The sequence below is a fragment of the Streptomyces herbicida genome (genome assembly GCF_032656585.1).
GTDB lineage: Bacteria > Actinomycetota > Actinomycetes > Streptomycetales > Streptomycetaceae > Streptomyces > Streptomyces herbicida.
The window spans coordinates 24,214-39,060 of sequence record NZ_JAUYWJ010000024.1 but is presented as its reverse complement, the minus strand read 5'-3'; the positions used below and the strand labels follow the sequence as shown (position 1 = coordinate 39,060).

The window sequence follows — 14,847 nt, the reverse complement described above, 5'->3', positions numbered from 1 at the left end:
GATCCAGGCGTGGGACGCCGGGATCTGGGCGTGGGGACGCTCGTTCATATGGGACATAGGGGAAGTGCGGGACGCATGACGGCAGTTGAGGTTCCGTCGGGTGTGCTGCCGGCCGCGGAGACGCCGTCGGCCGTGCCATCCGGCGCGTCTGACGCAAAAGTGATGCTCGGCGCGTACAACCCCTGTGGGGGGAAGCGTGTCCAACTGGCGTGGCAGAGGTACTCGAATTCAGTGCGGCGACCCGCGGTACGGCCCTTCGGCCGCCCCGTGCGGTGCTGCGGCGCATGCCCGGCGGCATGCCGGTGATTGCGCCCATGCCTGCAGCGCGGCCCGCCCGCATACCGAACCAGCGTGACGGCGCCGACGAGTCCGCGGTGGCCGGCACGACCGTCGACCACCTCACCGAGACCTACCGGGCGCACTACCGCTCGCTGCTCGGACTCGCCGCGCTCCTCCTCGACGACACCGCCTCCTGCGAGGACGTCGTCCAGGAGGCCTTCATCCGCGTCCACTCGGCCCGCAAGCGCGTCCGGGACCCGGAGAAGACCCTCGCCTATCTGCGCCAGACGGTCGTCAACCTCTCCCGCTCGGCCCTGCGCCGCCGCATCCTCGGCCTGAAGCTCCTCTCCAAGCCGATGCCGGACATGGCGAGCGCCGAGGAGGGCGCCTACGACCAGCTGGAGCGCGACTCCCTCATCAAGGCGATGAAGGGCCTGCAGCGCCGTCAGCGCGAGGTCCTGGTCCTGCGCTACTTCGCGGACATGACCGAGGCACAGGTCGCCGAGACGCTCGGGATATCCCTGGGCTCGGTGAAGGCGTACGGCTCGCGCGGCATCGCGGCACTGCGGGTGGCCATGGAGGCGCCGGCATGAGCGAGAGTCCCGAGGGAGGCGATTCCCATGAACGCCACGAGCCCTACGCCTGGCATGAGCCCACGGAACGGCACGAGCAAGAGCACACGCAATCGCACGCTGGGAACGGAACTGTGAACCACGGCCCCGACGACAAGGGCCCCGAGGGGCTCGGCTCGGACGAGCTGGCACTGCGCCGGATGCTGCACTCGGCCGTCCAGGACATCGAGCCGCGCGACGGCACGCTGGACCACCTGCGGCGCGCGGTACCCGCCCGGCGGGCCCGCAAGCGGCAGGCCGTCGTCGGCATGGCGGCCGCCGCCCTGTTCATCGGCACCGCCGTCCCGGCCCTCGTGCATGTCTCCAACTCCGGCGGCTTCGATCCCAACACCTCCAACGCCGGCCAGGCCTCGCAGGCCCAGGGCGGCGTGAGCCAGGGCAAGAACCCGGACGGAGGCGCCAGCACCGCGGGCGGCTCCAGCGGCAAGACCTCGGACAAGGGCCAGGACGGCAAGAAGAACTCCGACAAGGGCAAGACCGGCGGCAACGGCACCGGCTCGACCGGTGGGACCGACCCCTCGGCCTCCACGGGCACGAGCGCCCCGGTGTGCACGGCGGCCCAGCTGGGCTCGGCCACGGGGACCGTGAACGCCCCCGACTCCGTCGGCGTCGTCTACGGCACCTTCCACGTCACCAACGTCTCCACCACCAGCTGTACCGTCGGCGGCGCGGGCAGTGTGAGCACCCTCGCGCAGGGCGCCGCGGACGCCACCAAGATCGGTACGGCACGGCACGCGTCCGGCGACGCGGCGGCCGGCCTGCCCGACCCGTCCCTCGAGGTCACCAGCCTGGTCCTGCAGCCCGGCGCGGCCTACGAGGAGAAGTTCGCCTTCGTGCCCTCGGAGACCTGCCCCACCACCGGCGGCAACAACGGCGGCCCGGACCCCAGCGGTCCCTCTCCCTCGCCGTCGCCCAGCCAGGACGCCGGCGCGAGCGGCGGCACGGACAGCGGCGGCACCACGTCCTCGGGCGTCACCACCCAGCTGTTCACCGAGGACGGCACGGTCGACGGCAGCATCGTGGTGACCCACACCCCGCAGGCGGGCTCGCCCGCGGTCTCGGCCACGGTGTCCAACGCGTGTGCCGGAACGGTCTACTGGACCGGGGTGCTGTCGGCGTCGTAGCCGGTCCGTCTCGGCCGGCCGTCGTCGTACCCGGCGTGCGCCCGCCTCAGACGCCGGACGGGGCGGAGACGCCCTCCTCGTCCGGCACCAGGCCCAGCGCCGCGTCCCGGGCGAACTCCAGCTCGCGGCGCAGCAGCCGGAACCACATGAAGACCACGAAGCCCGCGAAGACGAACCACTCTCCCGTGTAGCCGAGGTTCTGGAACGCCTTCAGATCCAGCTCGGTGTTGTCCGGGGCGGTCGCGGGCACGGCCGTCATCCCGGAGTCGCCCTTGTCGAGCGTGACCCACGCGTCGTACACCCGGTACGGCACCAGGTTCACCAGTGACGCCGAGCTGATCGCCGCCGTCTGCCCGGACGGCAGCCCGCCCTGGGCGCTGACGCCGTTGTCCCCAGGCGTCTCGGAGGCCTGCAGCGCACCGGTGACGGTGACCTCGCCCGCGGGCGGGGCGGGCGCCTTCGCCGCGTCGGCGTTGCCCGGCAGCCAGCCCCGCACCACCGGCAGCGCCCTGCCGGAGTCGGTGCGCAGCAGCGTCATCACATAGAAGCCGCGCCTGCCGTCCAGTTCCCGGCCGGGCACGAGGAACTGCTTGCCGTACCGGCCGGTGGCGGTGACCCGCTTGCCCGACGTGCTCTTGTCGACGGGCAGCAGCTCGGCCAGCGGCCGGGCCGCCTCGGATCTGTCCGAGGAGGCCTGCTCGGTCGCGGTCCGGTGGTCCTGCACCCGCGCCTCGAACCGGCCCAGCTGCCATGACCCCATGAAGATGCAGAACGGGATGGCGAGCAGCACGAAGACGTTGATGCCCCACCAGCGGGGTGTCAGCAGAAACCGGTACACGCCGTCAACGGTACGGGGCGATGGCGCGGAGACGGGGCCGGGGGGCCCGGTGTGCCCTGCGCGCTCGGCCGGCGGGGCCGAGCGCGCAGGGCCGGGTCCGTAGGCGGTGGATCAGCCGACGGTCAGGGTGAACGGGCCGGCCAGGACCGAGTAGCCGTCGTTCGCGAGGTAGTACGCGTCGCACGTGCCGTTGCCCTTGAGCTTGCCGGTGGAGAAGGTCAGGGCGCCGCCGGCGTTGGGGGCGTAGGACCAGGTCAGCGAGGACTGCTGGCCGGGGGTGACGCCCGCCGGGTAGATGCCCACCCAGTTCTTCGCACTCACCTGGGACGCGGACGGCACCGAGTAGCGCAGGGTGACGTTTCCGCCGTTGGTGACCGCGTTCAGGTTGCCGGTGAGGGTCGGGGTCGTCGCGGTGGACGGTGCGAACGCGGCGTTCAGCGGAGTCGCGTAGGCGTCGTTGCCGGTGAGGGCGGGCAGGCCGAGGGCCGACTCGATGGTGCGGCCGATGCCGTAGTGGTCGTAGTGGGCCGGGCTGCTCGTCCCGGCCGGGACGGTACCCTGCGATCCGACGACCGTGGTGACGATGTGGTTGTAGGCCTCGCTGTTGCTCTCGTCCCAGGTCAGGATGAGAAGCGAGCGCTGCTGGGTCCAGGCGGGGGAGGCCAGCACCGGGGCGACCGTCTGCTTCAGCCAGCCGTCCTGTGTCTTCAGGCTGGTGGCACTGCCGTTGCCGGAGGCCTCGCCGTCGTAGTAGTCGTCGGCGGCGATCCAGGAGAAGTTCGGGGTGGTCGCGGCCGACTGGAGGTCGGTGGTCAGCTGCGAGGTGTCGAACAGGTGCGCGGCGCACCGGGAGGCGTTGCCGCTGATGTCGGTGTAGTTGATGAACGGCGCGTCGTCGGGCTCGTAGTAGCGGTCGACGTTGTTGCTGGTGTTGCAGGGGGTGCCCATGCCCTGCTCGTAGGCCTTCCAGCTCTTGCCGGCCGCCTCGATGGTGTCGCCCAGGTTGCGCTGCGGGGAGTTGATGTTGGGCCAGTAGGTGGCGCCCTTGGCGTAGGTGTCGCCGCCGGCGATGGCGAGGTAGTTCTCGTCGCTCGGATGGTAGACGCCGTGGAAGTCGGTCAGCGTGGCGCCCTGGTTCATCAGGCTGTGCATGTAGGGCGTGTCCGCCGGGTCGTTCATGATCGCGGAGTAGTCGGTGTTCTCCATCATGATCATGAACACATGGTCGTAGCCGGGTACGCGCGACACCGGCGGGGTGACCGGGGCCGGCGCGGTGACCGGGGTGTTCAGGGTGAGCGAGAGGTTGTCCAGGTAGCCGGTCTCGTTGGACGTCGACAGGAACTGCACCTCGACCTGGATGGAGCGGGTCCCGGCCGGGACCGGTCCGGTGGCGCTGCGGGAGAGGAACTTGGTGGCCAGCCCCCGGTCGCTCGCGGAGACCGTCGGCAGCTTGGCGGTCGCACCGACCGGGTGGCCGTTCGCGTCGTGGAAATGCAGGCCGACCGCGACGTAGCCGCTGTGGACGGTCCAGCCGCCGAGCCAGCCCGAGAGGTCGTAGCTCACCCCGCCGCCGTCGATGGCCCCGGCCGCCGAGGAGACGTCCACGGTCTGCGTCATCGCGCCGTCGCCGAAGTTGCCGGGTCCGAAGAAGGCCTTGCCGGGCGTCCTGCCGTCGCCGGGCAGCCCGAAGGACCCGGCGGTGTGGCACATGACGTCCAGCCCGCCCGCCTCGGTGGTCCAGCCGGGCGCGGTGGTGGCCGCGCCCCAGTCGTTGGTGCAGTAGCCGCCGGTCTCCGCGTCGCCGTTCACGATCAGATTGCCGCTGTTGCCCGCCGCCTGGGCGGGAGCGGGAGCGGAGACGATCAGTGCACCGAGGAGGGCGATCAGCCCGCCGAAGGATCTCCAGCGCAGTCTCATTCGTGTACCTCGTCCCGTCGATGAGGGTGCCTGAGGGATGACATGAACGGGACATGGGTACCGGCGGCCGCTGTCGGCCGGAAGAACCGCGACCAAACTTGTTCATACAAGTTTGGGGAATGGGGGTGCGCCGCCCGCGCACCCTCCCGACTTCACCCGTACGACTTGGTGCTGATCGGGTTACATAGAGGCATGACCGAAGCAGCAGCCATGCCCGAGTGGGAGAAGCGGTTCCGTGCCCCACGTGTCTCCCTGCCCGACTGGGCGGACGACGCCCCCGACCGCTCCCTGTTCGTGTCCAACGCGACAGGGACGTACGAGCTGTACGCCTGGGACCGTGCGACAGGGGAGCAGCGGCAGGTGACGGACCGGCCGAACGGCACGACGGACGGTCTGCTGTCCCCGGACGGCGCGTGGATCTGGTGGTTCGACGACAAGGACGGCGACGAGTTCGGCGTGTGGCGCCGGCAGCGGTTCACGGGCGGCGAGGACGAGCTCGCCACGCCGGGCCTGAAGCCCTCCTACCCCGCGGGACTCGCCCTCGCCCGGGACGGCCGCACCGCGGTCGTCGGCCGCTCGACGGACGAGGAGGGCACGACGATCCACGTCTCACGGGACGGCGAGGCACCCGTCGAGCTCTACCGCCACCGCGAGTCCGCGTACGTCGGCGACCTCTCCCACGACGGCACGCTGCTCGCGATCGAGCACACGGAGCACGGCGACGCGATGCACTCCGCGCTGCGCGTCCTGCGCCAGGACGGCACACAGGTCGCCGAGCTCGACGACACCAAGGGCGGCGCAGAGGAGCTGGGCCTGGAGGTGCTGGGCTTCGCGCCGGTCGACGGCGACACCCGGCTGCTCATCGGACACCAGCGCCGCGGCCACTGGGAGCCGCTGGTGTGGGACGTGGCGACGGGCGGGGAGACGGACCTGGCACTGGACCTGCCGGGCGATGTGAGCGCGGAGTGGTGTCCGGACGGCTCCGCCCTGCTGATCGCCCACGGCTTCGAGGCCCGCAGCGAACTGTTCCGCTACGACCTGGCCACGCGCGAGCTGACGAGCATCCCGACCCCGCCTGGCTCGGTCTCCGGCGCGACGGCCCGCCCCGACGGCAGCGTGGAGTTCCTGTGGTCCTCGGCCGCAGAGCCGCCGGCGGTCCGCTCGACGACGGGCAAGGTGGTCCTGGACCCGCCCGGTATGCAGTGCCCCGGCTCGGTGCCGGTGGAGGACGTGTGGGTCGAGGGCCCCGGCGGGCGTATCCACGCGCTGATCCAGAAGCCCGCGGGGGCGACCGGCCCGCTGCCGACGGTCTTCGACCTGCACGGCGGACCGACCTGGCACGACAGCGACTCCTTCGCCGCGGGCCCGGCCGCCTGGGTGGACCACGGCTATGCGGTGGTGCGCATCAACTACCGCGGCTCGACGGGCTACGGCAGGGCCTGGACGGACGCGCTCAGACACCGGGTCGGCCTGATCGAGCTGGAGGACGTGGCGGCCGTCCGCGACTGGGCGGTGTCGTCGGGCCTGGCCGACCCCGGCCGGCTGATCCTCACGGGCGCCTCCTGGGGCGGCTATCTCACGCTCCTCGGCCTCGGCACCCAGCCGGACGCCTGGACGCTGGGCATCGCGGTCGTCCCGGTCGGGGACTACGTCACGGCGTACCACGACGAGATGGAGACCCTGAAGGCGATGGACCGCACCCTGCTCGGTGGCACCCCCGAGGAGGTCCCGGAGCGCTACGAGGCGTCCTCCCCGCTCACCTACGTCGACGAGGTCAAGGTCCCCGTCTACATCTCGGCCGGCGTCAACGACCCGCGGTGTCCCATCCGGCAGGTGGAGAACTATGTCGACCGCCTCGCGGCGCGGGGCGCGACGCACGAGGTGTACCGCTATGACGCGGGGCACGGCTCGCTGGTGGTGGAGGAGCGGATCAAGCAGGTGGGACTGGAGATCGACTTCGCGAGGCGGCACCTGACCAAGTAGGCGGCGCCGGGGGCGGGTTCACCTCTCGGCCTACCGAGACGGATGGGTGGGTGGGAGAGCGGGGTCCAGGGGCGGAGTCCCCGGCGGGGTCTGGGGCGGAGCCCCGGGACGGCCGAGCAACTCCGCCAGCCCCCTCCGCGTGGCGGCCAGTACGACCCGCTCCCCGGCACGCAGCACATGGTCGGCCGACAGCGACTGCTGCCCCTCCAGCGCCAGCACCCGCCAGGCACCGGTCCGGAACGCTCCGGCCACCGTCCGCCCCTCCAGCTGGGGGTGCCCCTCGACGTCCACGGCCGCGAAGAGCAGCACCCGGCGCTCGACGGGGATCGCCCCGAGGATCTGCCGGCCGAGCATCGCCCCGGCGAAGGCGGGCGCGGCCAGATGCGTCACGCTCCGGCTCCGGGTCAGCGCACGCGGATGCGCTGCCCGGAGGGTGCGGTACACGGCGGTCGCGAAGTCGTCGTCGTACAGGCGCAGGACCACCCGCAGATCAGGTCGCACGGACCGCGCGTACAGCACGGCCTCCAGATTCGTCGTGTCCGCGCTGGTCACCGCGAGCAGCGCATGCGCCCGATGGATCTTGGCGGCCTCCAGCACCCCCTCCTGGGTCACGTCCCCGAGCACCACCGGCACCCGCAGCCGCCGCGCCGTGGCGAGTCCGCGGGCCTCGGGGTCGGCCTCGACGCACACCACCGGGATGTGCAGCTCCCGCAGCCGCGTCAGCACCCGTGTGCCGATCTTGCCCAGCCCGAGGAGCACCACATGCCCGCCGAGGCCGCGCGGTGGCTTCCGCAGGGCGGACGCGGTCCGGAAGGTGCCGAGCGCCTCGAGCACCGCGGCCAGCAGCACCGGCAGCAGCAGCAACCCGACCAGACCGGACAGAAGTTGCAGGATCTGCCGCCCGAGGGACGCCCCGATGGCCGGGTCGTCGATGGCGAAGAGGTCCAGCAGCGTCAGATAGAAGGCGCGCAGCGGATGGGTTCCCGTCACCAGCCACAGGGCCACGGCCAGCGCGACCACACATCCCACGAGTCCGGCCAGCGACCACCGCAGCCGCCGGGAGAACAGCGAGGCGAACGGCGGTACGACCCCGGCGCGCCCCGCGGGTAACGGCGGCCCGGCGGCGTACGACACCTGCTCCAGTACGACGGTCCCGCGCCCGTCGGCCTCCCGTACCTCCGCCTCGTCGGGCAGCAGCCGCGGTCCCCGCTCCCCGCTGCCCTCGGAGCCGTCCGCACCGGCCGGATCGCTGCTGGTCGCCGACAGCAGCGCCAGTGTGCACAGCCCGGGGTCGACGACCTGCCCGGGGCGGGCGGGCGCACGTTCCACCGCGCGCAGCAGCAGCCCGTCCGTCTGGACGACCTTGCTGGTGCCGGCCACCGCGGTCGCCGCCAGTGCGGGCGCCGCGGTGTCGGCGTCGGACAGCACGGTCGTCGACGCGTCGCTCCCGGAGCCCCCGCTCTCGCCGTCACCGGCCGCCAATGAGGCGGCCTGGTCGAGGAGTTCCTCGATGTGCTGGCCCAACCGCCGGTTGTAGAGCCTGAGGACGAGCCGCAGCCGTGGGTTGAGGCGGCGGGCGGTGAGGGCCGCGCGGATGTTCGTCTCGTCGTCGTCGTACACGAGCGCCAGCGCGGCGGCCCGCTCCACGCCCGCCTCGGCGAGCACCGCCTCGGTCGGCTCGGAAGCCTCCAACAGCCGCTCTCCACGGGCGGGTTCACCGCCGCCCCCGCCGCCGTTGCCGTTGGTCGCGGTCCGTCCCACGGCCGCGTTCACCACCCGGTCCAGCAGCGCCGCCGAGGCCGCCCGGGCCCGCCCGACGACCGGCGGGCGTGCCGTGCGCACGTTCGGCGGTACGACGAGCGTCACCTGCTCGCCGTACACTCCGCGCAGTTCGGCGGCCAGCCGGTGCGCGAGCCCGTCGTCGCCGCACACCACCATCCGGGCCGGCGCACCACCCTGGCCACCCTGATACGGAACGCTCCCCACAAGGGCAAAGAGTGCCCCAACGGGACGGATGGTTCCAGCAACGGGCTGAACGCCCCTGCCCGGACCGCCGTACCGAAGGGGAGGGAGAACAGCGAAGCAGCGCCCGTACGCCGGAGGTACCCGACCCGTGGCCATCACCGAAGAAGCCCCGTCCGGGGCCGCCGCTCGCGACGCGGCGCCCGGCAACGGGTCCGACCAGCGGCCGGAGCCGGTGCCCGACGAGCGGCCTGACAATCGGCCCGGCAAGGGGCCCGACGAGCGGCCCGGCAAGGGGCCCGACAAGGAGGGCTGGCACCTCAACTCCCCGCTCGCCTTGACCATGCTGATGCTGCTGGTGGTGGTGGTGCAGGGGCCGATCCGCGGTGCGCTGTCCACGCCGGTGATGCAGAGCTGGATGACGGTGTTCGTCGCGGTGGTCGTCCAGGCCCTGCCGTTCCTGGCCCTCGGGGTGCTGTTGTCCGCCGCGATCGCCGTCTTCGTACCGCCGTCGTTCTTCGCCCGCGCCCTGCCCGGCCGGCCCGCCCTGGCCGTACCGGTCGCCGGGGTGGCGGGTGCGGTGCTGCCGGGTTGCGAGTGTGCGTCGGTGCCGGTGGCCGGGGCGCTGGTCCGCCGGGGTGTGACCCCCGCCGCGGCGATCGCGTTCCTCCTCTCCGCCCCGGCGATCAACCCGATCGTGCTGACGGCGACGGCCGTCGCCTTCCCTCGGAACCCGGAGATGGTGCTGGGCCGTTTCGCCGCCGGCCTGCTGGTCGCGTGCGTGATGGGCTGGCTGTGGCAGCGCCTCGGCCGCACCGACTGGCTGCGCCTGCCGGCGCACGCCTCGCACGACGGGCAGAGCAAGGGCGAGGCGTTCTGGGGTTCCGTCCGGCACGACATGATGCACGCCGGCGGCTTCCTGGTCCTCGGCGCGATGGCCGCCGCGACGCTGAAGGCGGTGGCCCCGGCGGACTGGCTGCGCACGGCCGCCGACAACCCGGTGTTCTCCGTCCTCGCCCTGGCCGTGCTGGCCGTGGTGCTGTCGATCTGCTCGGAGGCGGACGCGTTCGTGGCGGCGTCACTGACCCAGTTCTCGCTGACGGCCAAGCTGGCGTTCCTGGTCGTCGGCCCGATGATCGACCTGAAGCTGTTCGCGATGCAGGCGGGCACCTTCGGCCGTGGCTTCGCCCTGCGCTTCGCCCCCACCACCTTCGTCCTCGCCATCGTGGGCGCGGTCGTGACCGGGGCGGTGCTGCTGTGAACCGGCAGGCACAGGCGGCGGTCCTGTTCCTCATCGGCGCGGCCCTGCTGCACGCGGGCTTCACCGACCTCTATCTGCGGTACGTCAAGGCGGGCCTGCGCCCGCTGCTGCTGGCGGCCGGTGTCGTACTGATCGTGACCGCGCTGGCGACGGCCTGGTACGAGTGGAAGAACGCGCGCCGGAGGAAGCAGACCGGTGCCAGTGCCGGTGCCGGCGAGGAGGGCCACGGGCACGTCCACCGCGAGCCCCGTATCTCATGGCTTCTCGTCCTCCCGCTCTTCGCCCTCATCCTGGTCGCCCCGCCCGCCCTGGGCTCGTACAGCGCGATGCGCGCCGGTACGGCCCTGCAACAGCCGTACGGCTACATGAAGTTGCCGACGGGCGACCCCGTGCCGGTCAACCTGGTCGACTACGCGGGCCGCGCGGTCTACGACCACGGACGTTCCCTGGGCGGCCGCAGCGTGCGGATCACCGGCTTCGTCGCCGTGGACCGCGCCGGTACGCCGTATCTCGTCCGCATGGCCCTCAACTGCTGTGCCGCGGATGCCCAGCCGGTGAAGATCGGCCTGACCGGGAAGATCCCTCCGGTCCTCCAGCCGGACGCCTGGCTGGAGGTGACGGGCACGTACACCACGAAGCAGACCCGGGACCCGGTCAACGACGGCCCGATCCCGTTCCTGCGGGTCACCGGTTCCAGGCCGGTGCCGACGCCGCACGACCCGTACGACGAGACCTGGAACAACTAGGACGACGCGGACGCTAGTTGACGGCCAGCGACACGGCGAGGGCGCCGAGCACCGTACCCATCAGGTAGCGCTGCACCCGGAGCCAGGAGGGGCGGCGGGCGAGGAAGGCCGCGATGGTGCCCGCCGCCAGCACGATCGTGAGGTTGACCGCAATGCTGACCAGGATCTGGGCCGAGCCGAGGACGAGGCCCTGGAGCAGCACATGGTCCCGGTCCAGGTCGATGAACTGGGGGATCAACGACACGTACATGATGGCGACCTTGGGGTTGAGCAGGTTCGTCATCAGGCCCATCGTGAACAGTCGGCGCGGCGGGTCGTGCGGCACGTCCTGCGGTGCGAACACGGAGATGCCGCCCGGCTTCAGGGCGCTCCAGGCCAGGAAGCCGAGGTAGGCGGCGCCCGCCAGCTTCACCGTGAGATACAGCTCCGGTACGGCGACGAAGACGACCGCCAGGCCCAGGTTCGCGGCGAGCAGATACACCAGGAAGCCGAGGACCACACCGCCGAGGGAGATGATCCCGGCGCGTCTGCCCTGGGTGATGCTGCGGGAGACGAGATAGATCATGTTCGGCCCGGGGGTGAGCACCATGCCGAGCCCCACCGCCGTCACGCCCAGGACCCCGCTCGGATCGACTACGACCGGATCAACCATGAAACGCCCCCTGCCTCGGATCAATTCAATGCCGGAATGCCTCGGAGCGTATTGCAGGGCAATAACTCAGTGCAATGAGAATATTGCTCTCAGTGCAATTCTGTGGTGGGATGAAGGACGCTGTCGGCAGAGGGGGAGAGCACGGTGCGGGACTACCAGAGGGTCGCCGACGCGGTGGCCGAGGAGATCGGATCGGGCAGTCTCCGCCCCGGTGACCGCCTCCCCCCGCAGCGCGAGTTCGCACGGCGGCACGGCATCGCCAACTCCACGGCCACACGCGTCTATCAGGAGCTGGCCCGGCGGGGACTGACGGTGGGCGAGGTGGGACGGGGCACGTTCGTCCGCGCGGCTTCCCCGGCCACCGCCCCCGCGCTCACCGAACCGGCCACCACCCGCATCGACCTGGAGCTCAACTACCCGGTCGTACCGGAGCAAAGCGCACTACTCGCCGAGGGCCTCGGCGGACTTCTCCGCCCCGACGCCCTGGCTCACGCCCTGCGCCCGGCAGGAGCCGCCGCCCTCCCGGCGGTACAGGACTCCGCCGCCGACATCCTCGCCGCCGGCGGCTGGCGCCCCGACCCGGCGCGGATCCTGTTCGCGGGCAACGGACGGCAGGCCATCTCGGCCGTCATCGCCGCCCTGGTGCCGCCGCGCGCGCGACTAGGAGTCGAGGAGCTGACGTACCCCGTCGTCAAGGCGATCGCCACCCGGCTCGGCATCACGCTCGTCCCCCTGCCCATGGACGGAGCGGGACTGATCCCGGAGGCGCTCGAGGAGGCCCACGCCACCGCCCCCCTGCACGCCGTCTACGCACAGCCGAGACTGCACAACCCGCTCTCGCTGACCATGCCCACGTCCCGCGCCGAGCGCCTGGCCGAGGTCCTTCAAAAGCTCGGCATCCCCGCGGTGGAGGACGCCATCTGGTCCTTCCTCCACAACGAACGGCCACCCCTGGCCTCCCACGCGCCCGAGCAGACCGTCCTGATCGACAGCCTGAGCAAGCGCATCGCGCCCGGCCTGACCCTCGGCTTCGTGGTGGCGCCCCCCACCCTGGCGACCGACATCACCGCCACCCTGCGCGCGGCCGGCTCGGCACCCATGAGATTCGCCCTGGAGGCCGCCCACCGCTGGCAGCAGGACGGCGCCGTGCAGAAACTGGTCGAGGCCAAGCAGCGGGAGGCGGCGATACGACAACAGATCGCGGCCCGGCACCTGGACGGTTTCGCGGTGCAGAGCGATCCGCGCTCCTACCACTGTTGGTGGCGACTGCCGCACCGCTGGCGCGCGGACGCCTTCGTCGCGGCCGCCGCCCGCCACGGCATCGGGGTGGTACCCGCGGCTGCCTTCACCGTCGGCGACAACCACGCGCCGAACGCCGTCCGGCTGGGCCTGGCCACACCCCAGCCGGACGCGCTTTCCCAGGCCCTCGCCACCCTCGCCGAACTGGGCCGGTCCGCACCGGAGGACCTCGTCACGGACTGAGACCAGAAGCCTGGGTGGCGACGGGCTCTTCTCAGGACGAGCTGAGACTCTGCCCCTCGGCCTGGGCGATCGTCTCGGCCTCGGCCTCCGCCATGGCGATGGCGAACCCGAACGCCTCGGCGATGTGCCCCGCGGCCGACATGACCCGCGCCGTGCCCACGACGGGGGCGATCGCAACCAGAACGTCCTGCACCTGCTCGGACGTCAGGTTGGCCTCCATCGCGGCGCCCGCGTGAGCGAGGAAGCTGACCGCCGGTGCGTCCATGGCCACGAGCGCGGCGATACGCGTGAGGATCAGCGAGCCTTCGTCCATCCCGCAACGCTCGATCGAGTCGACCGTCATGGCGGCGATCGTGTCCAGAACCGGAGTGTCCGACGTCGTGGCCATCTCCGCACCACCTTCCCAATCCCGTACGGAGCCGACCAGGGCCCCCGCACGTCGGCGACTTGCCCTTCAACGGTAGGAGGGGGGTGGGGTCCGCGCACGTTGAGTTGCGGCTGCGGCTGCGGGCCTTCAGCCGGAGCTCGGGTCGGGCGAGGGCTTGTGGCCCTCGGCGGATGCCGTCGCAGCGGCGGCCTCCCTCACGCCGCCGGCGAGCACCGCTGCCGTGAACGCGATCAACGGGACCTGCCAGCCCCATGGGGCGAATGTGATCACCGGTACAAGGAACATGGCATGGACACAAGACACGGCGAACGCGGCTCGTGCCCAGCCTCCGTCGGCTGCGGGATGATGTGCGGTCGCCCGGTGGCGCCACCACAGTCCGGCTGACACCGCCGCAACGGCGGCCATCACGGCAGCACCCAGCCGTGCCAGATCGGCATCGGTCACGCCGGAGTCGGGCGGGACCGGATCGGCGGTGTGCACGCTCAGCATGACCGCGGCCCAACTGACGGCCGCGCCGGCCAGCAGGAGAGCCAGAACTTCCGCCCGCCGGCCGGCCCAAGACGCCGGGAGACGTGTGCTGTTCGATTCCATGCTTCACCCCATGCCTCGTCCTGACCGCCGTTCGGAGCCGGGACACGTGATCAGCTCAACTGCTGCAGAATATATCGGTAGCCGGTATATGGTCGATGCCTGATCGAACAACCGCTGCGCGAGCCGGACCCTTGCGTGAGGATTCGCACCGGTAGCGGCACGGCTGGGCGTCGAAGTATGGCGGGCGTCTTTGATACGGACCGCCTGAGTCGCATCCCCGCTCCGAAGACCGACCCAGCTTGCGAAAGCGGCCACCCCCGACCTGGGCTCACTGTTACGTTCGTCGAATGGCTGACCTTGTCGGACTCCTGCAGATCCTCGGTGCCGGCAGCGTGGGTGGGCTCGTCACGCAGTACGTAAGCGCCGGCCCCGAACGTCGCCAAGCTCGTGCAGCTGCCCGAGGCGCCATGAGCGCCTTGGAAGAAGCGGTGTGGTCTGAAGGCAGACAAGAGGAGTGGGGGCAGCTCCGCTCTGCTCAGCATGCCTTCGAAGCTGCCGCATTGATTGCTGGCGTTCCTCAGGAAGTCGCCGGCTGGTACGTGAAAACAAGGGCTGCCATCTACAGGGAAAGTCGTCGAAGCTGGGAACAGTATCCCGATCCTGAATACGGTGGAGGAGTCAAGGTCGAGTACCTCCGAGCGCTCAATGAAGCGACTGCCTTGGTCTACGAGGCCCTGTGGCATCCACACCGGTCAAAGCTGCTGTGGCGACGGAGACTCAAGGCGGCGCGAGCCAGGGGGCGAGCGGCTGTCGCAGACTCGTTCACCGCTCTCCGCGCTCTGGAGGATGGGTAAGCGAACATGCCCAACGAGATGGCCTGTCAGGTGAACGAGCTCGAGGTGCGCCCATACCGGCTCACCTTTGGCGACAACGGGCAATGAGCCGTTGGCCCTCGGCACTGAGTAACTGCGGCATGAGCCGACGCAGTGGAGTCGCACGCTGATGGACCCGCTTGAGCATGGCTTGCCGGGTCAGGGTCGAGCCGGGAGGGG

Annotated in this window: 12 protein-coding genes; 6 read left to right on the top strand and 6 right to left on the bottom strand. The window is 71.3% G+C overall.

Annotated elements, in window-relative coordinates; genetic code table 11:
• Positions 1 to 296 precede the first annotated feature (296 nt).
• Positions 297 to 872 carry a SigE family RNA polymerase sigma factor gene (locus Q8A52_RS38255; RefSeq protein WP_316760561.1) on the top strand — a complete coding sequence of 192 codons (576 nt, stop codon included), beginning with the start codon at positions 297 to 299 and terminating at the stop codon, positions 870 to 872.
• Between the two features lie 113 nt (positions 873 to 985).
• Positions 986 to 2,035 (top strand): hypothetical protein, encoded by a 1,050-nt coding sequence (locus Q8A52_RS38250; protein WP_316760318.1) that lies wholly within the window; start codon positions 986 to 988, stop codon positions 2,033 to 2,035.
• Positions 2,036 to 2,081: 46 nt separating this feature from the next.
• On the opposite strand, the gene Q8A52_RS38245 is transcribed toward Q8A52_RS38250, so the two are convergent.
• Both Q8A52_RS38245 and Q8A52_RS38240 read right to left on the bottom strand, forming a co-directional pair.
• Positions 2,082 to 2,873 carry an SURF1 family protein gene (locus Q8A52_RS38245; RefSeq protein WP_316760316.1) on the bottom strand — a complete coding sequence of 264 codons (792 nt, stop codon included), beginning with the start codon at positions 2,871 to 2,873 and terminating at the stop codon, positions 2,082 to 2,084.
• 111 nt (positions 2,874 to 2,984) lie between these two features.
• Complete coding sequence (locus Q8A52_RS38240) at positions 2,985 to 4,790, bottom strand: alkaline phosphatase family protein (protein ID WP_316760314.1); 1,806 nt, start codon at positions 4,788 to 4,790, stop codon at positions 2,985 to 2,987.
• Between the two features lie 192 nt (positions 4,791 to 4,982).
• Here Q8A52_RS38240 and Q8A52_RS38235 point away from each other — a divergent pair, with 192 nt between their 5' ends.
• Positions 4,983 to 6,773 (top strand): S9 family peptidase, encoded by a 1,791-nt coding sequence (locus Q8A52_RS38235; protein ID WP_316760311.1) that lies wholly within the window; start codon positions 4,983 to 4,985, stop codon positions 6,771 to 6,773.
• Positions 6,774 to 6,803: 30 nt separating this feature from the next.
• Here the strand turns inward: Q8A52_RS38235 and Q8A52_RS38230 are convergent, their stop codons facing one another.
• Positions 6,804 to 8,711: an NAD-binding protein gene (locus Q8A52_RS38230; RefSeq protein ID WP_316760559.1), complete on the bottom strand. Its 1,908-nt coding sequence runs from the start codon at positions 8,709 to 8,711 to the stop codon at positions 6,804 to 6,806.
• 175 nt (positions 8,712 to 8,886) lie between these two features.
• Between Q8A52_RS38230 and Q8A52_RS38225 the strand changes: the two genes are divergently transcribed.
• On the top strand, positions 8,887 to 9,996 hold the full coding sequence (locus Q8A52_RS38225) for a permease (protein WP_316760308.1): 1,110 nt from the start codon (positions 8,887 to 8,889) through the stop codon (positions 9,994 to 9,996).
• Complete coding sequence (locus Q8A52_RS38220) at positions 9,993 to 10,742, top strand: TIGR03943 family putative permease subunit (protein WP_316760307.1); 750 nt, start codon at positions 9,993 to 9,995, stop codon at positions 10,740 to 10,742. The genes Q8A52_RS38225 and Q8A52_RS38220 overlap by 4 nt, the downstream gene beginning before the upstream one ends.
• Positions 10,743 to 10,755: 13 nt before the next feature.
• On the opposite strand, the gene Q8A52_RS38215 is transcribed toward Q8A52_RS38220, so the two are convergent.
• On the bottom strand, positions 10,756 to 11,394 hold the full coding sequence (locus Q8A52_RS38215; protein ID WP_316760305.1) for a LysE family translocator: 639 nt from the start codon (positions 11,392 to 11,394) through the stop codon (positions 10,756 to 10,758).
• Between the two features lie 144 nt (positions 11,395 to 11,538).
• Between Q8A52_RS38215 and Q8A52_RS38210 the strand changes: the two genes are divergently transcribed.
• Positions 11,539 to 12,876 (top strand): aminotransferase-like domain-containing protein, encoded by a 1,338-nt coding sequence (locus Q8A52_RS38210; protein ID WP_316760303.1) that lies wholly within the window; start codon positions 11,539 to 11,541, stop codon positions 12,874 to 12,876.
• Between the two features lie 31 nt (positions 12,877 to 12,907).
• Here Q8A52_RS38210 and Q8A52_RS38205 read toward each other — a convergent pair whose 3' ends face one another.
• Together Q8A52_RS38205 and Q8A52_RS38200 are read right to left on the bottom strand one after the other, a co-directional pair.
• Positions 12,908 to 13,264, bottom strand: a complete 357-nt coding sequence (locus Q8A52_RS38205) for a carboxymuconolactone decarboxylase (RefSeq protein ID WP_316760301.1) — start codon at positions 13,262 to 13,264, stop codon at positions 12,908 to 12,910.
• Positions 13,265 to 13,390: 126 nt separating this feature from the next.
• On the bottom strand, positions 13,391 to 13,855 hold the full coding sequence (locus tag Q8A52_RS38200) for a hypothetical protein (RefSeq protein ID WP_316760298.1): 465 nt from the start codon (positions 13,853 to 13,855) through the stop codon (positions 13,391 to 13,393).
• Positions 13,856 to 14,847 lie beyond the last annotated feature (992 nt).